At 66.0% G+C, this 22,700-nt stretch carries 24 protein-coding genes; 14 read left to right on the top strand and 10 right to left on the bottom strand.

Annotated features, from left to right (window positions below):
• The first annotated feature begins 24 nt into the window (after nucleotides 1–24).
• Nucleotides 25–831, top strand: a complete 807-nt coding sequence (locus NDI89_RS10800) for an NAD-dependent epimerase/dehydratase family protein (RefSeq protein WP_277521576.1) — start codon at nucleotides 25–27, stop codon at nucleotides 829–831.
• Between the two features lie 108 nt (nucleotides 832–939).
• Entirely contained in the window at nucleotides 940–1,305 is a 366-nt protein-coding gene (locus NDI89_RS10795; RefSeq protein ID WP_277521575.1) for a DUF7535 family protein, read from the top strand.
• 21 nt (nucleotides 1,306–1,326) lie between these two features.
• On the opposite strand, the gene NDI89_RS10790 is transcribed toward NDI89_RS10795, so the two are convergent.
• Together NDI89_RS10790 and NDI89_RS10785 are read right to left on the bottom strand one after the other, a co-directional pair.
• A complete protein-coding gene (locus NDI89_RS10790; RefSeq protein ID WP_277521574.1) occupies nucleotides 1,327–2,337 on the bottom strand; it encodes a glutathione S-transferase family protein in 1,011 nt (336 codons plus the stop codon).
• 99 nt (nucleotides 2,338–2,436) lie between these two features.
• Nucleotides 2,437–3,414: a calcium/sodium antiporter gene (locus tag NDI89_RS10785; RefSeq protein ID WP_277521573.1), complete on the bottom strand. Its 978-nt coding sequence runs from the start codon at nucleotides 3,412–3,414 to the stop codon at nucleotides 2,437–2,439.
• A gap of 118 nt (nucleotides 3,415–3,532) precedes the next feature.
• On the opposite strand from NDI89_RS10785, the gene NDI89_RS10780 reads away from it, so the two are divergent.
• Nucleotides 3,533–4,645 (top strand): DNA methyltransferase, encoded by a 1,113-nt coding sequence (locus NDI89_RS10780; RefSeq protein ID WP_277521572.1) that lies wholly within the window; start codon nucleotides 3,533–3,535, stop codon nucleotides 4,643–4,645.
• A 183-nt stretch (nucleotides 4,646–4,828) separates the two neighbouring features.
• Here the strand turns inward: NDI89_RS10780 and NDI89_RS10775 are convergent, their stop codons facing one another.
• Nucleotides 4,829–5,491: a potassium channel family protein gene (locus NDI89_RS10775; protein ID WP_277521571.1), complete on the bottom strand. Its 663-nt coding sequence runs from the start codon at nucleotides 5,489–5,491 to the stop codon at nucleotides 4,829–4,831.
• 217 nt (nucleotides 5,492–5,708) lie between these two features.
• Between NDI89_RS10775 and NDI89_RS10770 the strand changes: the two genes are divergently transcribed.
• Complete coding sequence (locus NDI89_RS10770) at nucleotides 5,709–7,124, top strand: NCS2 family permease (RefSeq protein ID WP_277521570.1); 1,416 nt, start codon at nucleotides 5,709–5,711, stop codon at nucleotides 7,122–7,124.
• A 107-nt stretch (nucleotides 7,125–7,231) separates the two neighbouring features.
• Entirely contained in the window at nucleotides 7,232–7,489 is a 258-nt protein-coding gene (locus NDI89_RS10765) for a glutaredoxin family protein (RefSeq protein ID WP_277521569.1), read from the top strand.
• A gap of 148 nt (nucleotides 7,490–7,637) precedes the next feature.
• On the opposite strand, the gene NDI89_RS10760 is transcribed toward NDI89_RS10765, so the two are convergent.
• A complete protein-coding gene (locus tag NDI89_RS10760; RefSeq protein ID WP_277521568.1) occupies nucleotides 7,638–8,603 on the bottom strand; it encodes a transcriptional regulator in 966 nt (321 codons plus the stop codon).
• 167 nt (nucleotides 8,604–8,770) lie between these two features.
• On the opposite strand from NDI89_RS10760, the gene NDI89_RS10755 reads away from it, so the two are divergent.
• Entirely contained in the window at nucleotides 8,771–10,084 is a 1,314-nt protein-coding gene (locus NDI89_RS10755) for a tRNA(Ile)(2)-agmatinylcytidine synthase (protein WP_277521567.1), read from the top strand.
• Nucleotides 10,085–10,177: 93 nt separating this feature from the next.
• On the opposite strand, the gene NDI89_RS10750 is transcribed toward NDI89_RS10755, so the two are convergent.
• Both NDI89_RS10750 and NDI89_RS10745 read right to left on the bottom strand, forming a co-directional pair.
• The gene (locus NDI89_RS10750) at nucleotides 10,178–10,381 is read right to left on the bottom strand and encodes a VNG_1110C family protein (RefSeq protein ID WP_277521566.1); all 204 of its coding nucleotides are present in this window, start codon (nucleotides 10,379–10,381) and stop codon (nucleotides 10,178–10,180) included.
• A 254-nt stretch (nucleotides 10,382–10,635) separates the two neighbouring features.
• On the bottom strand, nucleotides 10,636–12,267 hold the full coding sequence (locus NDI89_RS10745; RefSeq protein ID WP_277521565.1) for a COG1361 family protein: 1,632 nt from the start codon (nucleotides 12,265–12,267) through the stop codon (nucleotides 10,636–10,638).
• Between the two features lie 224 nt (nucleotides 12,268–12,491).
• On the opposite strand from NDI89_RS10745, the gene NDI89_RS10740 reads away from it, so the two are divergent.
• The 3 genes from NDI89_RS10740 to NDI89_RS10730 all read left to right on the top strand — a co-directional run bounded on the left by NDI89_RS10740 (nucleotide 12,492) and on the right by NDI89_RS10730 (nucleotide 16,373).
• Nucleotides 12,492–13,604: an OBG GTPase family GTP-binding protein gene (locus NDI89_RS10740; RefSeq protein ID WP_277521564.1), complete on the top strand. Its 1,113-nt coding sequence runs from the start codon at nucleotides 12,492–12,494 to the stop codon at nucleotides 13,602–13,604.
• Nucleotides 13,605–13,820: 216 nt separating this feature from the next.
• Nucleotides 13,821–15,536, top strand: coding sequence for a Na+/H+ antiporter NhaC family protein (locus NDI89_RS10735; RefSeq protein WP_277521563.1), 1,716 nt, complete (start codon nucleotides 13,821–13,823; stop codon nucleotides 15,534–15,536).
• 48 nt (nucleotides 15,537–15,584) lie between these two features.
• On the top strand, nucleotides 15,585–16,373 hold the full coding sequence (locus tag NDI89_RS10730) for a VOC family protein (protein ID WP_277521562.1): 789 nt from the start codon (nucleotides 15,585–15,587) through the stop codon (nucleotides 16,371–16,373).
• A gap of 92 nt (nucleotides 16,374–16,465) precedes the next feature.
• Here NDI89_RS10730 and NDI89_RS10725 read toward each other — a convergent pair whose 3' ends face one another.
• The 4 genes from NDI89_RS10725 to NDI89_RS10710 form a co-directional block, all read right to left on the bottom strand.
• Nucleotides 16,466–16,849: a universal stress protein gene (locus tag NDI89_RS10725; protein WP_277521561.1), complete on the bottom strand. Its 384-nt coding sequence runs from the start codon at nucleotides 16,847–16,849 to the stop codon at nucleotides 16,466–16,468.
• 351 nt (nucleotides 16,850–17,200) lie between these two features.
• A complete protein-coding gene (locus NDI89_RS10720; protein ID WP_277521560.1) occupies nucleotides 17,201–17,512 on the bottom strand; it encodes a DUF7521 family protein in 312 nt (103 codons plus the stop codon).
• Complete coding sequence (locus NDI89_RS10715) at nucleotides 17,509–17,856, bottom strand: ArsR/SmtB family transcription factor (RefSeq protein ID WP_226007240.1); 348 nt, start codon at nucleotides 17,854–17,856, stop codon at nucleotides 17,509–17,511. Before NDI89_RS10715 ends, NDI89_RS10720 begins: the two co-directional genes overlap by 4 nt.
• A 107-nt stretch (nucleotides 17,857–17,963) precedes the next feature.
• Nucleotides 17,964–18,704 (bottom strand): alpha/beta hydrolase family protein, encoded by a 741-nt coding sequence (locus tag NDI89_RS10710; RefSeq protein WP_277521559.1) that lies wholly within the window; start codon nucleotides 18,702–18,704, stop codon nucleotides 17,964–17,966.
• 192 nt (nucleotides 18,705–18,896) lie between these two features.
• Here NDI89_RS10710 and NDI89_RS10705 point away from each other — a divergent pair, with 192 nt between their 5' ends.
• From NDI89_RS10705 to NDI89_RS10685, 5 genes are all read left to right on the top strand, one after another.
• Nucleotides 18,897–19,859 (top strand): S49 family peptidase, encoded by a 963-nt coding sequence (locus NDI89_RS10705; RefSeq protein ID WP_277521558.1) that lies wholly within the window; start codon nucleotides 18,897–18,899, stop codon nucleotides 19,857–19,859.
• Entirely contained in the window at nucleotides 19,856–20,887 is a 1,032-nt protein-coding gene (locus NDI89_RS10700; RefSeq protein WP_277521557.1) for a hypothetical protein, read from the top strand. Before NDI89_RS10705 ends, NDI89_RS10700 begins: the two co-directional genes overlap by 4 nt.
• Before the next feature lie 95 nt (nucleotides 20,888–20,982).
• The gene (locus NDI89_RS10695) at nucleotides 20,983–21,147 is read left to right on the top strand and encodes a hypothetical protein (RefSeq protein ID WP_226007244.1); all 165 of its coding nucleotides are present in this window, start codon (nucleotides 20,983–20,985) and stop codon (nucleotides 21,145–21,147) included.
• A gap of 202 nt (nucleotides 21,148–21,349) precedes the next feature.
• Nucleotides 21,350–21,487 carry a hypothetical protein gene (locus tag NDI89_RS10690; protein WP_277521556.1) on the top strand — a complete coding sequence of 46 codons (138 nt, stop codon included), beginning with the start codon at nucleotides 21,350–21,352 and terminating at the stop codon, nucleotides 21,485–21,487.
• Nucleotides 21,484–22,632: a tyrosine-type recombinase/integrase gene (locus NDI89_RS10685; protein WP_277521555.1), complete on the top strand. Its 1,149-nt coding sequence runs from the start codon at nucleotides 21,484–21,486 to the stop codon at nucleotides 22,630–22,632. The genes NDI89_RS10690 and NDI89_RS10685 overlap by 4 nt, the downstream gene beginning before the upstream one ends.
• Nucleotides 22,633–22,700 lie beyond the last annotated feature (68 nt).

Genomic DNA, 22,700 nt, shown 5'->3' with positions numbered 1-22,700 from the left:
CGGCTCGGTCGCTGTCCCTCCCGTATGACGGACATCGCCATCACCGGCGCGGCAGGGAACGTCGGCAGGGAAGCCGTCGACGCGTTTCCGTCCGACGACCACGCACTCACGCTCTTCTCCCACAGCGAGACCGAGGATCTCGACGCGACGCCCCTCGAGATCACCGACCGCGAGGAATTTCTGGACGCCCTCGAGGGCCAGGACGTACTCGTTCACCTCGCGGCCAACGCGTCCCCGCGGGCCGAGTGGGACGAGGTGCAGGGACCGAACGTCGACGGCGTCTCCAACGCCTTCGCGGCCGCGGCGGAGAACGACCTCGAGCGGGTGGTCTTCGCGAGTTCGAACCACGCGGTCAATATGAAGAACACCGTCTCGGGGATCCGGCCGGAGTCGACCGTCGGCAGCCCCGAAATCGTTCGCCCGGACGACCCGACGGATCCCGACACCTACTACGGCGTCACGAAGGTCTTCGGCGAGGCGATGGGGTCGTACTACGCGAAACGACACGGGCTCGATGTGGTGAGCCTGCGGATCGGGTGGCTGCTCAGCCGCGACGAACTCCGGCAGGAGTGTGCGGACCGGGACGGTGCCGGCGAGCGCTACGCCCGCGCGATGTGGCTCAGCCCCGGCGACTGCCGGCGAGTGCTCAACGCCGCCGCGACGGCGACGCTCGAGGGATCGCCCCTGATCGCACACGGTATCTCGGACAACTCCGAACGGTTCCTCTCGCTTTCCGAAACCATGCGCGACCTGAACTATCGACCGCGGGACGACGCCGAAGTCGTGCTGAGCGACGAGTCGGACGGGCGGGACGGGCTCGAGACGACCTGATTTCCTCGTCCGGGATCCGACTCCCGCACGGAGTCGCCGCCGTCTCGCGGAGCGCGGCGTATCCGTGGGATCGAAAGACGGAATACCGACACGTTCGTACCGTCGCACATGTCAGTCAAGGTGTCCGAGTCGACGGGCTACGGACCGAACACACAGATGTCGCTGTTCGGGTATATCATGGCCGCGATACTCGTCGTCGTCTTGCTCCCGGTACTGCCCGTCATCGCCGTCGTGTGGCTTCTCTGGAAGGTGTTCGTCGCGGACGAGGAGATCGAACACAGCTTCGAGCACTGGCGTCGCGAATCCGGCCGGAGCAGGTCCGACCGACTCGAGGCCGCGGAGACCGAGGACGCCGAGACCGATGCTGAAGACGCCGAGACCGATGGCGAAGAATCCGACACCGAAGAAGCCGACGCCGAAGACGTCGACGCTGCCGGTGAAGACGGCGCAGATCAGACGACGGCGGAATCGTAGAATCTCGGCTCTGTTTCTCCCTCAATCGTCGGCGTTTGCCGCCCGACCGACGTCCGAGGGCGGGCCGCCGGACAGTTCGTCGCGGTCGTGGGGCGCTTCGAAGTCCAGGTCGGGGCCGCGGGCGACGATTCGATGCGGATTCACGTCGGGGTGGGTCGTGTAGTAGTGTTCCTTGATGTGGTCCATGTCGACGGTCCCAGCGACGCCGGGCGTCTGATAGAGGTCGCGCAGGTACGGCCAGAGGTTGTCGTACTCGCGGATGTACTGCACGTTACACATGAAGTGGGTGTGGTAGACGTTATCGAACCGGACGAGCGTCGTGAACATCGCGACGTCGGCTTCGGTCAGCCGATCGCCGGCGAGGTAGCGCTGGTCGGCCAGTACCTCGTCCCAGTGATCGAGCGCCGAAAACAGGTCGTCGATCGCCGCGTCATAGGGGTCCTGCTTCCTGGCGAACCCGGCGCGGTAGACGCCGTTGTTGATCGGCTCGTAGATCTCGTCGATGATCCGGTCGACCTCGTCCCGGTATCCCTCGGGGTAGAGATCCACGTCCTGCGAGGCGACGCTATCGAATTCGGTGTCGAGCATCCGCATGATCTCCGCGGACTCGTTGTTGACGATGGTCTCCTCGTGCGTGTCCCAGAGGACCGGCACCGTCACCCGGCAGGTCGCGTCCGGATCCGCCGCCACGTACAGTTCCCGCAGGAAGTCGGCGTCGCGGACGTGATCCCGCGTACAGCCCTCCTTCTCGGGCGTGAACTGCCAGCCGTCCTCGTCGCGGTACGGATCGACGACCGAGACGGAGATGGCGTCCTCGAGGCCTTTCAGCGCCCGCGTCACGAGCGTCCGGTGTGCCCACGGGCACGCGTAGGAGACGTACAGGTGATACCGGCCGGCCTCGGGTTGGAATCGAGCGTCGGGATCGTCCCGGACTTCGTCCCGGAACGGGGTCGTCTGGCGTTCGAACGAGCCGTCGTCGTCAGTCGATTCGTAGGCGTCAGTCTGCCACTCGCCGTCGACGAGCATGTTCATGGGAGAACGGAGGACCCGAACGGACAAAGGCTCTCGCTAACCCTCGTGTCACCGGGTTCTCACGACGGATCGCCGCCGGTCGGTTTTTCGACTGTCGGCTCAACCCAGCAGGCTCACGGCCGAGTAGCCCGCACCGAGGATCACGAGAAGCGCGCCCTCGAGTCGGGTCAGTCGTCGCCCGGTCGCGAGCACGGCCGTCGCGAACGCGGTCAGGACGCCCAGCCACGCCAACCCGACGAAGACGGCGGGGTCGACGGTCAGCGGCCGGGCGACCGCGGCGATCCCCAGCACGCCGACGACGTTGAAGACGTTCGAGCCGACGACGTTCCCCGCGGCGATGCCCGTGTTCCCGCGACGGGCGGCCACGACGGAGGTCACGAGTTCCGGAATCGAGGTGCCGGCCGCGACGACCGTCGCGCCGATCGCCCACTCCGAGACGCCGGCGGCGAGCGCGAGCCCGACCGCCGAATCGACCAGCACGCGCCCCCCGACGATGACGAGAACGAGTCCGGCGAGGACCCGTCCGACCTCGAGACCGAACCGGACCTCCCCTCGATCGCGGGCGTCGGGAACGGTCTCCGATCCGTCAGTCGATCCGGAGCTTCCGCCGTCGCCGTCGTTCTCCCGTCGAATCGCGAGCCAGAGCGCACCGAGATAGCACCCCAGCAGTGCGAGGAGGATCGCCCCGTCGAGCCGCGAAACGACGCCGTCGGCGAGGACGACCGCCGCGACGACCGTCGACGCGGCCATCGCGAGCGCGTCGCGGCGGAGGAGCGTCTCCATCACGCGGAACGGCGCGATAACGGCGACGATTCCGAGGATCACGCCGAGGTTGAACACGTTCGAGCCGACGACGTTTCCGACCGAGACGTCGCCCTGCCCCTCGAGCGCGGCCCCGGTCGAGACGACGACCTCCGGCGCGGAGGTCCCGAAGGCGACGACCGTGAGGCCTACCACGAGCGCGGATATTCCGGCCGCGCTGGCGAGCCTCGAGGCGCCGGTGACGAGCGACCGCGCACCGATCCACAGAGCGACGACGGCGACACCGAGCAGGACGACGTCTCCCACGAGTACCATCGATAGCAGTCCCGTTCGCAGGCGAGCGTCAAAAACGGCGGGTAACCGGAACGCCGGCCGACTCGCGCCGGGCGGGCCGAGCACAAGCGTTTAACTCACCGGCGTGAGGACTCGAGGTATGGCAGACGACGGGGATCGACACCGCCAGAGCCGCCTGTTCACGGACGACGACGGCGATTTCGACGCCGATCGGGCGCGGGAGGAGTCCCTCCCGGTCGAGGACGGCGAGGTGATCGATACCGACGACCTGGCCGACCACCAGCGCTACGTCGAGGGACGCGGGATCTACGACGAGCGAAATCGAGTGAACGACCTCACGGGCAAGGAGTGGAAGTACGCCACGAAGTCCGTGATCGCCGAGAGCTACCCGCCCGCCGTCCAGCACGAGCTGCGCAGCGAGCACGGCGGCCAGAAACCGCCGCGACTCTGTGCGGAGCTGATCGGCCGGTTCAGCAAGGCCGGCGACACCGTTCTCGATCCCTTCGCGGGCGTCGGCGGCACCCTGCTCGGCGCGAGTTTCTGCGAACACGAGGGGACCGGCCGCCGGGACGCGATCGGCTTCGAGCGCACCGAGCGCTGGATCGAGATCTACCGGGCGGTCCTCGAGGCGGAAAACGAGGAGCGCCGCGCCCGCGGCGAGCCGCCGCTCGCCGAACAGGAGATGCGACACGGCGACTGTGCCGAGTTGATCGACGACGTGCCCGGTAACTCGGTCGACCTCCTGCTGACCGACGTCCCCTACTGGCACATGGACGAACTCGAGCAGACGCGCAACGAGCGCGAGACGCGCGAGAGCAAGCTGGGCTCGTTCGACGGCGCTGTCGACGCCGACGGTACTGGGACGGATGCAGACGACGCGGACTCCGGTCCCGCTTCGGGCGAGGAGGGCGGCGAGCGGCAGACGAAAGACGAGTGGCTGGCCGAGATGGGCGAACAGTTCGATCGCTTTACCGACGCCGTCGCCCCGGACGGCCACGTCGTCGTCTTCATCGGCGACATGTATCGCGAACAGTCCTACGAGTTCCTCTCGGCCGATCTCGCGCGTGCGATCGAATCGAACGCCCCGCTGACGCTCGCCGCAAACCTGATCTGGTACGATCCCTCGAAGGACCTCCACGTCTACGGCTACCCGTTCTCGTTCGTCCCCTCGATGGTCCACCAGAACGTCCTCGTCTTTCGGCTCGAGGACGACGCTGCAGACGAGCAGGCGTCTCGATCGAGCCCCGTCTGACTCCCGTCGGTCGATCGTCTGACGCGGTTTTATTTGCCAGCGGGAACACGGATCGGATAGGCGCGCAGACGGCCTCCACCCCTCCCCCATCCAGCCGTTCGCGCGCCTGCTCCCGTTTCTCTCCACTTTTGATACCGGGGCCAGTGCCGCGAACGACGGACGGTCCGGTCGAAGATCCCTCAATCAGGCAGTCGCCGGCAACAGCGCGGATCGAACCTCCGCTGCGCGGTCCGTTTCGGTGATGACGGCGACCTCGTCGCCGATCTCGAGTTCGGTGCCCGGAAGCGGGATCGTCAGCGATTCGCGCGCGCGTCCGTGAGCGTAGATCCGCGCCGATTCGGGGAGCTCGAGTTCGCTCATCCGCTTGCCGACGGCCGGCGACCCCTCTTTGATCTCGAGGACGGTCAACTGGAGGTTCGTCGCGAGATCGGCGACGACGTTGAAGTCCCCGCCGAGGAGGGCGGTCTTCGCGCCCGCGGCACCGAGCCGTTCGGGGTAGATGATCTCGTCGACCTCCTCGGCGTATTTTTCGTAGATGTCCTCGCGATAGTCCTCGTCGATCCGCAGGACGGTCCGGCAGCCGTGGTGAGTGCCGACCATACAGGCCGCGAAGTTGGCGTTGAGGTCCGGCGTGAACGCACCGATCGCGTCGGCGGACTCGATCCCGGCGTCGACGAGCACCTCTTCATCCGACCCGTCGCCCCGGACCGTCTCGAGGCCGGCGTTGGTGGCACGCTCGACGCGATCCGCGTCGTTGTCGACGATGACGACATCGTGACCCTCCTCGGCGAGGATCGTCGCGGTCCGCGAGCCGACCCGACCGTATCCCACGATAACAAACCTCATGCTATCGTCGTATGCGCTCCGAGGTGAAATACGTTGGTCCGTCTCACCGCTCTGTCGCGTTCGACCGAGCGGCCGGATCGAGCGACTACGCCCGCAACGGCTCGCCCTCGCTCGCAGTCCCGTCCCATCACCGAATATACACGGATATGCCTATACTGCTCACCGATGCGGACAAGAATCTTTAACTAACCGGTGTGGGTATGCTCGAACGTCCAATATGGGGATCGCCGATACGCTAGAGAATTACTTCGGACTCGCCGAACACGACTCCGACGTCGGTACCGAAACCATCGCGGGGGTGACGACGTTCCTCGCGATGTCGTACATTATCTTGGTCAATCCGTTCATCCTGGCGGACGCGATCGAGATTTCCGGCTACTCCTACTTGCAGGTCGTCCAGATGATCGCCATCGGGACGATCATCGCGTCGGCGGTCGCCATCTTCGTCATGGCGTTCTACGCGAACAGGCCGTTCGGACTCGCCCCCGGCATGGGGTTGAACGTCTTCTTCGCGTACACCGTCGTCCTCGGGATGGGGATCCCGTGGGAGACGGCCCTCGCAGCCGTCTTCGTCGAGGGGATCGTTTTCATCATCATCACGGCGATCGGCGCTCGAGAGTACGTCATCAGGCTGTTCCCGGAGCCGGTGAAGTTCTCCGTCGGCGCCGGGATCGGGATCTTCCTGCTGTTCATCGGTCTGCAGGAGATGGGCGTCGTGGTTCCGGACGAAGCGACCGCGGTCGCGCTCGGTGATATCGCGACGAACCCGGCGGCCCTGCTCGGCCTGTTCGGGCTCTTCCTGACGTTCGTGCTCTGGGCGCGCGACGTCACCGGATCGATCATCCTCGGTATCCTCGGCACGTCCGTCGCCGGCTGGCTCGCGTACTTCGCGGGGCTGGCCGGCCCGTCGTCGGTTCTGCCGACGGCGCTACTGAGCGAGGAGGGCCAGCTGTCGTTTGCCGTCGTGACCTCACCGCAGTACGACATCTCTCCGCTGCTGTTCGCGTTCGTCGACGGGCTCCGAGATATCGATCCGTTCACGTTCACGCTGGTCGTCTTCACGTTCTTCTTCGTGGACTTCTTCGACACCGCCGGGACGCTCATCGGCGTCTCGCAGTTCGGCGGCTTCCTCGACGAGGACGGGAACCTCCCCGACATCGACAAGCCGCTGATGGCCGACGCGATCGGGACGACGGTCGGCGCGATGGTCGGGACCTCGACCGTGACGACGTACGTCGAATCCTCGACCGGCGTCGAGGAGGGCGGCCGGACGGGCCTGACGGCGCTCGTCGTCGGCGTCCTGTTCCTCGCCACGCTCGTGCTCATTCCGCTGATCGCGATGATTCCCGCGTACGCGTCGTTCATCGCGTTAGTCGTCGTCGGGATCATCATGCTCCAGGGCGTCCTCGATATCGACTGGGACGATCCGGCGTGGGCCGTCTCCGCGGGGCTGACGATCACGATCATGCCGCTGACCTACTCGATCGCCAACGGCCTCGCGGCCGGCATCATCGCGTTTCCGATACTCAAGGGAGCGATGGGCGAGTTCGACGACATCCGCCTCGGTCAGTGGCTCATGGCCGCCGTCCTCGTGGGCTACTTCTACGTCCACACGAGCGGCATCGTCGGCTAAGTCGCGCCACGCATCGGTCCCTCGTCCGTTCCCAACCCTCCCGCTCAGTGGCGGAGACCGCCGCTACCCGTGCGCTCTTACGCCTCGAGTCCCCTATTACCGGTACAATGGCAGACATCACCATGTACGAGCTTCCCGGCTGTCCGTACTGCGCAAAGGTCCGTTCGAAACTCGACGACCTCGACCTCGAGTACGACACCATCGAGGTCCCCCGCTCGCACGGCGAGCGCACGGAAGTCGAGGAAGTAAGCGGCCAGACCGGCGTTCCGGTCATCGTCGACGAAGCAAACGGCGTCGACGGCATGAACGAGAGCGACGACATCGTCGAGTACCTCGAGGAAACCTACGGCGGCGGCGCAGCGTAAGCGCTTCCCGGCTCTCGGTCGATTCCGCTCCGAAGAGATACCGCGGTCACAGTGATTGCGACGCCCGCCGGTGGCCGGTGGCACCGGCCGACGGTATCGACGCTACTCGGACGGAGATACAGTTCGAAAACCGGCGTTCATCGACCGGTCAGGCCGCTTCTTCGTGCTCCGAGCGCTCCCGGATGACGTCTCTGAGGTCGTCGGCGTTCCGGAGCTTCGCGAGCTCGTCCCGTTCGACCAGCGCGGTGCCGTCGACGGCGTCCTGTTTCGCGCGGTCGACGACGTAGACGGATCGCGTCCGCGTGACCTGCCCGATCGAGCTCATGATCCGGGCGCGTTTCTCCGCCGCCTTCGTGAACTTCGAATGGCCGGTCAGGACGATGTCGCTGTCGTCTTCGTCCTCGCTGACGGCCGTAAACGGCGATCGGGCCGTCGGGTGAACGCTGTAGCCGGCCCGCGTGAGGACGGCGACCACCTGTTCGTCGTCGGGATCCGCCTCGGGGTCGTCCGGCATCGCCTCGCTCTCGTGCACCTCGTCGGCCCCCTCGAGCACGTCGACGGGGCTCGTCAGGGGCGCTTCGAACATCTCCTCGAGGTCCATCGCGACCTCGACGGAGGCGTTCATGCCGTCTTCGTACTTCGAAACGGTTCGTCGAGAGACGCCGAGTTCACTGGCGAGTTGGCCGAGACTCCAGTCGCGGTCCTCGCGTTCGTCGGCCAGCAGGTCGCCGTCGATGTTGACGTAGAGGCCGCCGGGTGCGGCGTAGATCAGCGGCGGGACCTCCTCGATGAACAGGTTGTACGCCGTGTCGGGACTGAACACCGGAACGCCGTGTCGGAAGTAGACGACGTCGGGTTTCAGGTCCTCGTCGCGGCTTCGCAAGCCGATGACCAGCGGCGTCGCGTTGAGGTAGGTTCCCAGCCGCCGCATCTCCTGGCCGGTCGCCTGGTTGAACGCGTCGATGTTGGCGAGGATCTTGACGAGGATGAGGTCCTCGCCGCGTCTGGCGGCGATGTCGAAGCTCTTCGGCCGAATCGCACACCGTTCACTCACCATGAATCCCGCGTCCTCTAACATCGCGGTCACGTTGCCGACTAGTGCGGAGCGGGACATACGGGGTTGTAAGCGATTCCTCCTATAAGACGTTTTCCCCGAGATGTCCGGGTGCCGTGTCCCGATTCGACCCTGTATCGGGAGTATACTTATATACTGGTTTCGGGCCCTCGGAGCCGCCGGGAGAATCCCGAAACTGTTAGCCGATCCCCTCCCAAGGACCGCCGATGACAATCGTCGGGATCGACGATACCGACTCGCGCGAGCGGGGGATGTGTACGACCTACGTCGCCGCGACGATCGCCGAGCGACTGCGCCGCGAGGAATCGGCCGTCGCCCGCCTGCTCCTCGTGCGACTCAACCCCGCCGTGGAGTACAAGACCCGCGGGAACGCCGCGCTGGCGATCCACACCGACTGTGATCCCGCCAGCGCGTTCGCGATCGCCCGCGAATCGCTCGAGTCGCTGGCCGAAACCGAGGACGAACGGACGAACCCCGGACTGGTCGCCGCGGGCCACGACCCCGCGGAGCGCGCGGTTCCGGACGAGGTCGGTCGGTTCACGCGGACGGCGATCCGCGACCACCTCGAGCCGGCCGACGCCGCGGCGCTGATCGACCGCCGCGGCTACCGGTCGTGGCACGCCGGCGACGGCCGCGGCCGGATCGGCGCGCTGGCCGCGGTCGGAGCCTGGACGGCCCTCGAGGAGTGGACCCGCGAGTACATCTCCTATCGCGAGCCCGATCGCTGGGGGACGCCCCGCGACGTGGATCACGAGAGCGTCTTCGCCGCGGCAGAGTGGGGGTATCCCGAGGTCTGGGACACGGTTGACCGGGGCGAGGACGAAACCGTCTGCGTCCCGCACACGCCCGGCCCGATCCTGCACGGCATCCGCGGCGACGATCCCGACGCGGTCCGGGCGGTCGCCGAGCGCATCGAGAGCGAGCCCGTCGCGACGAGTCAGCGCTTCGTGACCAACCAGGGGACGGACGTCCACCTCCGGGACGGCTCGATCGGGGACGTCGAGGACGGACGCGCCTACCGGCTGGAGGGCCGGGTAGCGAGCGAGCCCGAAACGCGCCGCGGCGGACACGTGTTCGTCGATCTCGAGTCGCCGCGGGAGGCAGATGCGAGAGACGAGAACCCGGAAAGCTCGGACGAGCGCCTCACCTGCGCAGCGTTCGAGCCCACGAAACGGTTCCGCGATCGGGTCCGGGCGCTGCGAATCGGCGATCGGATCACCGCCTGCGGGGAGGTCTCCGAGGGGACGCTCAAACTCGAGAAGTTCGCCGTTCGCGACCTCGTGGAAACCCAGCGAGTGACGCCGACCTGTCCCGGCTGCGGGCGAACGATGAAAAGCGCCGGCCGGGAGCAGGGCTATCGCTGTCGCGACTGCGGAACCGGGACGGACGGGAAGGTCGAACGCCCGCTCGAGCGCGACCTCGAGGACGGCTGGTACGAGGTGCCGCCGTGTGCGCGTCGACACATCGCGAAACCGCTCGTCAGAGGCGGGTTCGACGCGCCGACGCATCCGGAGCGGTAGCGTCGATCGATCTCCGTCCTCGAACCGACAGGTGTCCCGATTACATCGATCCCATGCAGAACTTCGGCCGTTTCGCGAACGCTACCCGCGCGCTCAGCGGACAGTGACGCCGTGACGCGTGAGGAACTCGCTCGCCTCCTTGATCTCGACGGGGCTGCCGATGATCCGCCAGCGGTCGTCCCCGTCCGGAACGATGGTCACGGTAAACTCGTCGTCGAGCTGCGACTCGAGTCCCTCGAGTGTCTCCCGCGGGAGAACGATCTGGGTGCTGTCACGCAGCTGCGACGCGGTTGGCATAGCTAGTCGGTCCATAGCCCGTCTTTTATGTGTGTCGAAGTCGGGTTAGCATCGGTAATCGAGCCGGCTCCTCGGAGACGGCAATGACGCGGTCGAGGGGGAGACCTCGAAGAAGCGGGCCTCGACGGTCAGAAGACGGTGACGTCGGAACGAGCGTATCTGCGGGGCTGGTGTCCCGACGAGACTCGCTACACGTCCGTCTCGGCTCCCGACCGAGGACGCTGGCGACCGATGGAATCGGCTAGCTGCTGCGATCAGCCCCTTCCGTGAACCGTCACCGTCCGCGTGTCGCTCGCATGCGGCGACCGAATCGTGACCGGAAACGTGTCGTCGTTTCGTACGGGATAGGTCTCGTAACCGAGCGAAACCGTCGCCGTCTCGTCGGGTGCGAGCGTCACGCTCGTGGCATCGACCACCTCGGGGGTCCGGCCGACGACGAGTTCGATATCCTGGGTCCCGGCAGCGTCTCCGACGTTCTCTACAGCGGCGGTGGCCGAGAGCCACTCACCGCCGGTCACCGGCGCGTTCGTCCCGGTTACCGAGATTGCGAACGTCGCCTGCCCGCTCTCTCCGTTCCCGCTACGGCCGTGAACGAGCACCGTCTGCGAGGCAGTGTCGTCGCCCGTCCCCACCCGAACGGGGAACTCGTCGTCGTTTTCCACGGGATAGGTCTCGTAGCCGAGCGACACCGTCGTCGCTTCACCCGCATCGACGATCACCGACCGCGTGTCCACCGTCGTCGGATCGTGGCCGACGACGAGTTCGACGTCGCGGTCGGCCGGTCCGTTACCCGTGTTCTCCAGCGCGGCCGTCACCTCGAGCCGCTCCCCACCCGTCACCGGCGCGTTCGTCTCGAGCCCCGTCACGTCGAGGTGCCCCTGCGACCCGGCGTCGTCGGTTCCGATGACGGTGACGTCCGTCTCCGAGGCGTCGGTGCGCGTCTCGACGCGAACGGGGAACGTCTGCGTGTTGCGGACGGTGGCCGTCGTGAACTCGAGCTGAACGGTCTCAGTGTTCCCCGCGAACACCTCGAGCGTCTCGCTGTCGACGTGCGTGGGGTCGTGGCCGACGATCAGGTCGGCCGCCACGTCGACGAACGCGTGATAGGTGGAGTCGCCGTCGATTTCGATCTCGGCCTCGACGAGGAGGTCCTCGCCCGCCCGGACCGGCGCGTTCGTGCCGGTAATCGAGACGCCGCGCCACGTGATGACCGACGGCCCCTCGGTGCGAGCGGTCGACAGTCGGCCGTCGCGACACGCGACCCAGGTCATCATCGGGTAGTCGCCGATGAACCAGACGGCGTCGCCGCCGGTCGTCTCGTACGTCGCGGTCGCAGTCGACCCCGAGAAGTCGGTGCTGTCGACGTAGGTCGCGTTGCGGCCCTCCTGCCAGAAGAGCCGCCGGAGCGTCCCGAAATCGTCGGCTGCAGACGCGGCTACCTCGATCTCGTCGCGGACGGTGATCGTGGCGTCTGGCCCTGGGTCAGGCGTCACCTCGACGCTCGGTGAACCGGGTGCCGCTTCGGTGACCTCGACGGTCCAGGAGACGGACCTCCCAGCGGCGGCCACGCTCACCTCGCAGGTCCCCGGCTCGTCGAACCGACCGTAAGCGGCCGGCTGTCCCGTGACGTGGGTATAACTGTAGAACGGCGCGCCCGGGTCGATCTCGTTCCCGTCGGGCCCGTCGATCCGCCACTCCGTCGCAGTCGGTTCGACGCCGGGAGCCGCCGCGGCTTCGAAGAGGATCTCGCCGCCCGGTCGAACTGCCGTCGCGTCGTCGACCGGGCAGACGCGCTCGAGCGAAACCGTCTGCGCGGTTCCGATCCTCGTCGACGCGAGCGCGCCCACGCTACCCCCCACCGCCGTAACGTATTCTCGCCGCCGCATACGGTGTACTCCGTCCTACAGGCCAGTATAGCTAACACAACCTTGACGATACGAATACGCTCGATGAAACGAGTATGTCGCTCACCGAGAGGTCGTAATCGACGCGTTCACCCCGCTGGGCCGCTGGGACGGACCGGGAGTGCGTTCGGATTCCCCGTCGCTTTCCCGTCCCTCAGCGTGTGTCTCGAAAGGGTTTTTCGGCCCGACCGGTTCAATACTGACAAATGGGGCTCGAGGACGAAATCGAGGAAATCGAGGACGAAATAGCCAATACGCCCTACAACAAGTCGACGGAGGCCCACATCGGCCGGCTGAAGTCGAAGCTCGCGGAGAAGAAGGAGAAACTCGAGACCCAGCAGTCCGGGTCGGGCGGCGGCGGGGGGTACTCCGTCGAGAAGCACGGCGATGCCACGGTCGCGCTGGTCGGATTCCCGAGCGTCGGCAAGTCGTCGCTGCTGAACTCGCTGACCAACGCCGAAAGCGAGACGGGGTCCTACGAGTTCACGACGCTGGACGTCAATCCGGGGATGCTGAACCACCGCGGCGCGAACATCCAGTTGCTCGACGTGCCGGGGCTGATCGAGGGCGCGGCCGCGGGGAAAGGCGGCGGCCAGCAGGTGCTCGCCGTCGTTCGGAACGCCGATCTGATCATCTACATGCTGTCGGTGTTCGAACTCGAGCAGTACGATCGGCTGCAAGAGGAGCTCTACGACATCAACATCCGCGTCGATCAGGAGCCGCCGAAAGTCACGGTTCGCCCGAAGATCAAAGACGGCATCAAGATCACCTCGAGCACCGAGCAGGATCTGGACGAGGACACGATCAAGCAAGTCATCCGCGAGCACGGCTACGTCAACGCCGTCGTCAACCTGCAAGAGAACGTCACGATCGACCGCCTGGTCGACGGGCTAATGGATAACCGGGAGTACATCCCCTCGATCACCTGCGTCAACAAGGTCGACCTGATCGATCCCGACTACAAGGAGACGGTCGACGAGCAGTTGCGCGAGCGCGACTTAGATCCCGAGGAGGTCACCTTCATCAGCGCCGAGGAGGAGAAGGGGCTCGACGTGCTCAAAGACCGGATCTGGGAGCGACTCGGCCTCATCCGGGTCTACATGGACAAACCGGGCCGCGGGATCGACTGGGAGGAACCGCTCGTCATCGAGCAGGGGACCACCGTCGGCGAGGCCATCGGAAAACTCGGCGGCGAGATGGAAGAACGGTTCCGCTTCGCCCGCGTGACCGGCCCCAGCGCGGCCCACGACCAGCAACAGGTCGGGAAGGATCACGTGCTCGAGGACGAGGACGTGTTGAAGCTGATTCTGCGGCGATAACCGGGCGACCCGGTCGCCCGCTCGTATCCGTCACGCGCTCGTCTCGGAATAGTTCTAATTCAAAATTATTTAAATTATTATGGTTATTTTAAAAGATCTGATTTAGGACCTCTACAGTGCCCGTTCGCACATATTTCCTCGATCTAAAATGATTGATTTGACAGTATTCGGATCGGAACGGTGAAGAATATACGACGGCCCGAAGACTAGGTACGTATGGCCGAATTCGGCGCACTCTCGCTGGCTCCGCCGCTGCTCGCGATCGTCCTCGCGATCTGGACGCGCCGACCGATCCTGTCGCTGTTCCTCGGGATCTGGTCGGGCGGAGTCATCGCCACCGGAAGCATCGGCATCGGACAGACGTTCGAGTGGATCACCGGAGCGATCGCGGACGTGTTCCACGCGAATATCCTGGTGTTCACCCTGCTGCTCGGATCGGGCGTCGCGTTGATCTGGCGACTCGGCGGTGCGAGCGCCGTCCGCAACTGGGCGACGAGCCGGCTCGAGACCCAGCGCAACGCCGGTGCGGCGACGTGGATCCTGGGAATCCTCCTGTTTTTCGACGACTACGCCAACACGGCGATCGTCGGCAGTACGATGCGCGAAATCTCGGATCAGCTGCGCATCTCCCGCGAAAAGCTCTCCTACATCGTCGACTCGACGGCCGCGCCCGTCGCGACGATCGGGCTCTCGAGCTGGGTCGCGTTCCAGCTCTCGATGATCGACGAGGGATACACCGCCCTCGTCGAGAGCGACGACTACGCCGTCAGTGCGGCCGACACGCCGGGCGTGTTCGAGACGTTCGTCGGCTCGATCCCGTTCAACACGTACTCCCTGCTCGCGATCGTCATGGTGGGCGTCATCGTCCTCTCACAGCGCGACTACGGGGAGATGCTCGACGCCGAACACCGATCCTGGCAGACCGGGAAGGTGAACCGCGACGAGGCACAGCCCCTGCAGGAAGTCGAGAAGGATCTGGGCGCGCCGATCGAGGATCGGCCGATGCTTCGAACGTTCTTCGCACCGATCGTCGTCCTGGTCGCGGTCACGCTCTCCGGGGCGTTCTGGACCGGCTATCAGTCGTGGCTCGACGAGCAGGCCGAGGCCGACGCGACGACGTCGCTCGAGACCGCCATCGGCAACGACGGCGTCGTCCAGGTGCTGGTCGACGTCGTCGGCGCGGGCGACTTCGCGGCCGCGCTCGTCTGGGGCTCGTTCGCGATGGTCGCGACCCTGCTCCTCATCGGACTGGCCTACGACCTCTTCGATCTGGGTGACGGCGTCGACACGATTCTCGAGGGCTTCTCGCTGATGCTGACCGCGGTGACGATTCTGGTCCTCGCCTGGGCGATCAGTGCGGTCGCCGAGGAACTCGGCACGGGAAGATACGTCGCCGGCGTCGCGGAAGGGGTCGTCTCGCCGGCCGTCCTCCCGATCGTCGTGTTGCTCGTCTCCGCGTTCGTCGCGTTCACCATGGGCTCGTCGTGGGCGACGATGGGCATCGTCACGCCGATCTCGATCCGCGTCGCCTACGAACTCACCGGCACGTTCGAACTCATGCCGGTGATGGTCGGCGCGGTGTTTTCGGGTGCGATCTTCGGCGATCACTCGTCGCCGATCTCCGACACCTCGGTCCTCTCGGCGACGTTCACCGGTGCCGACCTCATCGATCACATCCGCACGCAGCTCTACTACGCCGGAACCGTCCTGTTCGTCGTGGTCGTCTGTTACGCGCTCTACGGCTTCCTCGGCGTTCCGTGGATGATCTTCCTCCCCCTCAGCGTCGTTCTGCTAGTCGGACTCGTCTACGGGCTCTCGGAGATCGACGCCCAGCGCAAGGGCCTCGCTCCCAGGGCCTCCTCGACCGACGTCGACCGCACCGGTCGAGAGCCCGAGGCCGAACCGGGCTCCGCCCCGGAAGACCTCGACTAGACCGCCGTCTCCGCCATATTTTTGCCGTCCGCAGGACAGAGCTAACGTATGGACGGAACGCTCGACCACACGATGATCCGCGTCGCCGACCTCGAGGAATCGCTCGACTGGTATGAGACCCACCTCGAGTACGAGGAGAAGGATCGCCACGAGGGCGACGGCTTCACCATCGTCTATCTCGGGCCCGAGGAGATGCACGAGGAGGGGGCGATGCTCGAGATCACCCACAACGAGGGCGAGGAACCCGAAGTGGGCGACGGCTGGGGACACATCGCGGTACGGGTCCCGGAGGGCGAACTCGAGGACTATTACCAGCAGCTCATGGACGAGGGCGTCGACGACTACCGCGATCCCGAGTCCTGTGGCGGCCGGTACGCGTTCGTCAAAGATCCCGACGGTCACGAGATCGAGATCGTCCAGCGCGAGGAGGGCGCGCTCTGGTCGCTCGATCACACCATGATCCGCGTCGAGGACGCCGACGAGGCGCTGGGCTTCTGGACGCGCAAGTTCGAGTACGACGAGGTCGGCCGCTGGGAGGCAGACACGTTCGCGAACTACTTCGTCGAGCCCGCTGACGCCGCCGACGAGGCGATGTCCGTCGAACTCACCTACAACTACGACGGCCGGAGCTACGACATGGGCGACGCCTGGGGCCACCTCTGCGTCCGCCTCGACGACCTCCACGAGGACTGGAACCAGCTCATGACGCGCGAGGCCGCGGACTACCGCGATCCCGAGAGCTGCGACGACATGTACGCCTTCACGACGGACCAGGACGGCCACGAGATCGAGCTCATCGAGCGCGACCTCGAGGCCGACTCGCTGTTCCCGTTCTAAACCGGCCGCGTTCGGGTCTCGTCGAGAGCCTCGATCCTATCCGTCTCGTGCGAAGCGGACTGGTATTTCGGCCGCCCTCGCCTCTCGAGGAGTTACAGATCGGGTATCGGAACGACGACGACCGGCCGGTCCGCGTCGGCGAGAACCCGTCTCGCGGTCGACCCGAGCGTGCGCGTCGCGTCGGGATCACCGCTGTGCGTTCCGATGACGATTTCGTCGACGTCGGCGGCCGCCGCCGCGTCGCGGAGCGCCGCTGCGGGGGTCCCGGTTCGAAGTTCGGTCTCCACGTCGCCGACGGTCGCGAGCCGAACGGGGGCGACGTTGAGCGCTTCCTCGCCGTCTCTGCGGGCGGTCGGGTCGTCGGGCGATGCGACGGCGATCACGGTGACGGTGTCGTCGGGACCGGCTCGATCGACGAGGTAGTCACAGATCGCTGCCGTCGTATGGACGGAGTCGGTTCCAGCGAGGTACTGCACAGCGGTGCTTCGGTGAGTACCTCGAAGAAACCTGCGGATCGCACGCGACGCACTGATGTAGTGGCGGCGGTGGCGCAGTGGTGTATTTTCCGACCCAGAAAACGCGCTCGTAGTACTAATACGGCGGCACGAAACGACCCACACGGGGGACGAGAGATCATCCCCACATCCCTCGGTTGATCCCCCGAACTTCCCCGCATCCGATCATCCCGGGGCCGCGACGCGTGCCCGACACGTCCCCCGACCGCCTCCTCGGGACGTGCCGCGTCGTTCGGCCCTCCTCACGTCACCGAACCCGGTGACACTGGGATCGCTTCGGCCCGACACGGTCGCCGGTGAGCGACGAACCGATCAATGATTGCCGTACAGGGAGTAGGTAATCGCGACGAGCCCACACAGTCGACTCACGTTCTCGAGGAATGCGATGACGATCCGATCCGGACTCACGACCGTCGTGAGCGCGACGTTGACGAGGAACGGACACAGCGTCAACAGGAGGAGTCCGATCGCGAGATAGAGCATCGACGAGGCGTCGTTCCGTCGGTATCCCCGATAGGCCTGATACGCGATAACCGTCCCGAAGAGTGCGACGAGGAAGAGGCTCGCGACGGTCAACAACTCGAACAGGCTCGCCTGATCGATCCGGACCACGCTCCGACTCATCGCATCCCCTCCCACATGCGAGTGAACTTGTCGGCGACGTCTTCCTCACTGTAGGTCACGTCGAGCGAAAACGAGCCGTCGTCCAGCGAGAGCTCCAGCCTGTCGAGGTTCGCACTGTAGACGCTGTAGTGGTTGCCGTCGGGTGCGAGCTCCGTCTCTTCGGTGACGAGGTGACACTCCTCGAGGCGGTCGAGCCGCCGATAGATCGTCGGGAGGGAGGCGTCACACCGTTCGCTCAGTGTACTGGCAGACATGGGTTCGACGCTGGTGTGGGTGAGGATATCTCGCGCATACTCGTCGTCGAGCACTGCGAGCAGTGTCGATAGGTCGGTTTCCTCACTCACTGGTATAGCTGTTCGTTCCGGCATGGCTATCAAAAGCGGTCCGGTTTTTCTGGGCGAGAAAACACGGTCCGCGACCCGACCCAGTGGCGGCTACATGTGCGAACGCTTCACTCTCGATTGCCTGCCCACTCGAGCCAGCCGAACAGTCGCTCGAGTAACCGATCCTCGGCGGCGGCCGAAAACCGGTGTCCCTCGCCCGCGAACCGCTCGACGAGGACGTCGGTCTCGAGTCGGCGGGCGGCATCGAAGCTATCGGCCGGGTCGACGACGTCGTCGGCACCGCCGTGAAAGATCGCTACCGGAACCGCGAGCGATCCTACGACGTCCGCGAAGGGGTACCGATCGAGGGCGTCGAAAAACCGGCGGTCGATTCGCTCCCCGGTATCGAACGTCCACTCACCCTCGCTGGCGACAGTCGCCCGATACTCGTCGAACGTCTCGGTGGTAGTCACGGGCGCCCGCGTGGCGACCGCATCGACCCGGTCGTCCTCGGCGGCGGCGTGGAGCGCGACTTTGCCGCCGAAGCTCGAGCCGAACAGGGCGTAGCTGTCCGGGTCGAAGTAGTCCGCGACGCGACGGAGGTCAGCGAGCCGCGCCTCGAGCGTCGAGTCGACGAACTCGCCGTCGGACTCACCGCAACCTCTGGCGTCGAACCGGACGGCGTTGTACCCCGCCTCGCGAGCCCGCCGACACCGCCGTTCGTAGCTGCCGGACTTGTCACTGCGAAGGCCGTGGCAGAAGACGAGCCAGTCGTCGGAGTCACTCTCGTGGTGGACGGCAGCGAGCGTCGGACTCGAATCCGTCTCGATCGCCGTCCTCTCGAACGGGACGTCGTGCGATTCGGGCATTCGTTTCTCAACGGACGGTTCCGAACACCTTGACAGCGATGGTCCGGCAACCGGTGGCGACCGATCCTATCGACCGACCCGCTCCAGTGAGCACGTCTCGAAGGGGCGACGATTTCGACGATTGCCGGCGGTTTTTCTGATCGAGAAAATGGCAGTATGTTATTATTTATGCCTGCTACGAACCGCCGCCGCATGGCAGTATGGCCACTCGAACGACTCTCGCGGCGACAGCAGGTCGCTATCGCGGCGGCACTCGCTATCGTCGCAGGGGCACTCGTCGCCCCGCAGGTGTACGGAGAGACGACGGACGACGACGGAACCGTCGCAGTGATCGAAGTGAGCGGCATCATCACCTCGAATACCGCCCAGGAACTCGAAACGGAACTCAGGGACGCGCGACACAACGATTCGGTGAACGCGGTCGTGCTCGACGTCAATAGCGGCGGCGGTTCGCCCGGCTCGAGCGAACGAATGTATATGGCTGTCGAGCGAACGGCGCAAGAAATGCCGGTCATCGCGGCCGTGGACACGATCGGCGCCTCCGGCGCGTACTATACGATGTTACCGGCCGACGAGATCTACGTCACCCCGACCGCCGAGGTCGGCAGCGTCGGCGTGATCGGACCCGCGCCACAGCCCACCGGACCGAACGAGGGCGCGAGCGCGCCCGACAAGGGCTCGTTCCACCCCGACGACCACCGGGCCCAGACCGAGACGATCAAGCGAGCGTTCCTCGAGAGCGTGATGGAACAGCGCGGTGACGAAATCGAACTGAGCCGCACGGAAGTGGCTCACGCGCAGACCTATCCCGGGGTCGAGGCCGTCGAAAACGGGTACGCCGACGAGATCGGTACCGTCGACGACGCGATCGCCGACACGGCCGAGGAGGCCGGATTAGGATCGTACGAGGTCGAAATCCGCGAATCCGAACGGCAACAGAACTTACCGTTCGCGTTCGGAGCGTCCGACGGCGGTGACCGGACCGCCGTCGAATCCGGGGACTCGACGGTACACCCGTACCGCCCGCTCCTCGTGACGCCCGATCTCTGGAACGCACTGTTCGTCGGTGACTGGACGGCTATGACGGACGATGAGGGGGTTCCGAGCGTCGAAGTAAACGGGACGGGTACCGACGACGGGGGTGACGGATCGTGAGTTCGACGACGACCCTCCTCGGGACGTTCGTCGCAGTCTTCGTCCTCATCGTCGGTGCGGTCTCCGTCGGTGGGCTGGTCGTCCACGACGGCACGCCACAGCCGGCCGAGGTCGATACGGACCACTGGGACTCGGAGACGATCGTCCCGGAACAGGCCCCCGACGGGGGCGAGATCGAGATGGATAGCACGGAATCGGGGAAGACGATCGTGATACACGCGGGGAGTTCCTCGACATCCAGTTTCGGCATGGGGCAGCCGATCCCGGTGAGGGACGATGGGTCCGATCACCGGCTCTCCGTCGGCTCCCTCGGCGGCGTCGATAGGGACGTCAACCCGCTCGTCTCCACACTCGTCGAAAACGGCCACGAGGTCGTCTTCTACGACGGCGGGCCCACGTCGAACGTGAAGCTCAGCCAAACACTCGAGGACGCCGACGCATTCCTGACGGTCGGCTCCGCGACCTACACGCCGACGGAACGCAACACCCTCGAGCAGTTCATCGATTCCGGGGGTCGCACCCTCATCGTGTCCAATCCCGGCAGCACGGGCGACACCGCCCAGATCGCTTCCGCGGGCGGACTCTACACCGATGCCGGCTACCTGTACAACCTCGAGGAAAACGACAACAACCACCTCGGCGTCTACGCCGAACCGACCGGCGACTCCTCGTTGACTGAGGGCGTCGATCGAGTCGTACTCCGCGGGGCGACTCCCGTCGGAGCCAGCAGCGGTGAGCCGGCCCTCGAGGCGATCAACGGAACGACCCTCTCGACGACCAGAGAGGCGGGCACCTACGGCGTCGCCGCTCGAAACGACAACGTCGCCGTGATCGGGGACGAGAGCTTCCTCACGCCCGAGAACGTCCATCGGGTCGACAACGACGTCCTCGCGGGTAACCTCGCGGACTTCCTGGTAGCGGGTCAGGAACCGAATACCGACTTCGGTAACGATTCGGGCGTCGGCGGGCCCAATCGACCACCGATGACCCAGCCGCCGCAATCGGGCCAGACGGCCGACTCGTCCTGACGGGATCCGTTCCCGTCAGCCGACTGCGTCGAACGGCTGTATTCTAATTTACAGGTGTCGAACCGTTTATTCTTCCCCGCCGAGTCGGTTCGACCATGACCCGCACGACCTATCAGTGTCCGTGTGGTGCGCGCCTCGAGTTCAAACAGGATCTGGACAAAGAACCGGGGACGGTGACGCCGAACTGGAAGTGCAAAGACTGCGGGACGCCGGTGCCGGGGATGACCGCGGAGAAGATCAGCCACCAGCATCCGTCCTGACCGCGTTCGAGACGGAGCGGTACTCAACGAGTACGTATCGGTCCGTCCCGGAGGAACCGCAACGGGAGACGGGCGGACCGCCCGTGATTGCGATCGGAGACGCCCTCACTATTCCGGCGCGTGCGACTCGAATGAGTCGTCCGTTGCGGTCCCGGGGACCGAAACACAGATTTAGCATCGTGCAACAGAATGGAACGAACTGATGAGGCGTGACGCCATCCGCACGAGCCGCTCTCGTCGCCGTCGTACCCGCCTCGAGCAACCGGACAGCGGCCGGATCGAGAGCCAGCGATCGGTAGCGACGGTCCGGACGGACGCCGACCGGGTGATCGCGCCGTGACCGAGGTGGCGATCACGGACGCGATCGACGCCTACCTGCAGCGCAAGGCCGTCGGCGACCCGGACGGATCGGGCGCGGGCGCCTACGCGTCCAACGCGGAATCGATCCTCCGACGGTGGGCCGACTGGCTCGAGGCCGAACACGGACTGACGTCGCTGTTCGGACTCGAGGTCGGGCATATGCGCGCGTACGCCGGCGAACTCGATCGCCGAACCGGCCGGGGCGAGTACGCGGCCTCGACCGCCGGCACCTACTACGCGGTGGTCCGGGCGTTCCTCTCGTGGTGTGTCCGAGGTGGGATTCTCGAGGCCAACCCCGCCGCGACCGACCGCGCGGAGGCCGCACTGCCGACCGCCGAGGAGCGGCAGGGGAGCGACTTCTGGACCGCCGAGCAACGTCGCGAGCTCGAACGCTACGTTCGCGAGCGTGCGCTCGAGGCCCCGTCCTCGGCCAGCGAGCGCCGCAGCCGGTTGCGCGAGTACGCGATGGTCGCGGTCCTCGCCCACTCGACCGTCCGCGGGTCGGAGCTGTTCCGCGTCCCCGAGGACGACCGGCGGACGGGTGCGACCTGGGACGACGTGGACTTCTACACGGGAACGATACGGGTGCTGGGGAAGTCCCAGCGACTCGAGGACGTGCCGCTTCCCGCCCGCGCACGGACGCCGCTCCGGCGGTATCGCGTCGTCCTCGATCCCCCCGCGAACGACTGGCCGCTGTTTCCGACGGCGCACGCGCCGTCGATCGCCAGGCGGGTCCGGTCGGTCCTGCGCGAGCGGGGGTACGACGAGGAGGAAATCGAGACGCTGCTCGAGGACGCGACGGCGACGGAACTCGCCCGCGAGCGATCGATCGCGCCGCCGGCGATCACCACCGAGGGTGCCCGATCGGTCCTCAAGCGGCTCTGCGAGGCGGCCGTCGTCGACGTCGACGGGAACTACCTGACCCCGCGGGGCATCCGGCAGGCGCAGGAGGGATCGGCGTACCGGCGCGAGGCGACGGCGTCGAAAGCGACGCTTCGGGCCACGGTCCCCGAGCGATCGATCGTCGTTCCCGAGGAGGAACCCACGTCGCTGGACGTCGACCGGACCGTGATCGATATCGACGGGAGCGGGTCGGACGAGTCAGCAGACGAGTCCAGTCCGTAGGGACGCGGCGCGAATCGAGACGGACCCCCAGCACGTTCCGCAACAGTCGGATCGAAAATTCGTCGCGT

Source organism: Natrinema salsiterrestre, assembly GCF_029502005.1.
Taxonomy (GTDB): Archaea; Halobacteriota; Halobacteria; order Halobacteriales; family Natrialbaceae; genus Natrinema; species Natrinema salsiterrestre.
This window is presented reverse-complemented; position numbering and strand designations above follow the sequence as displayed.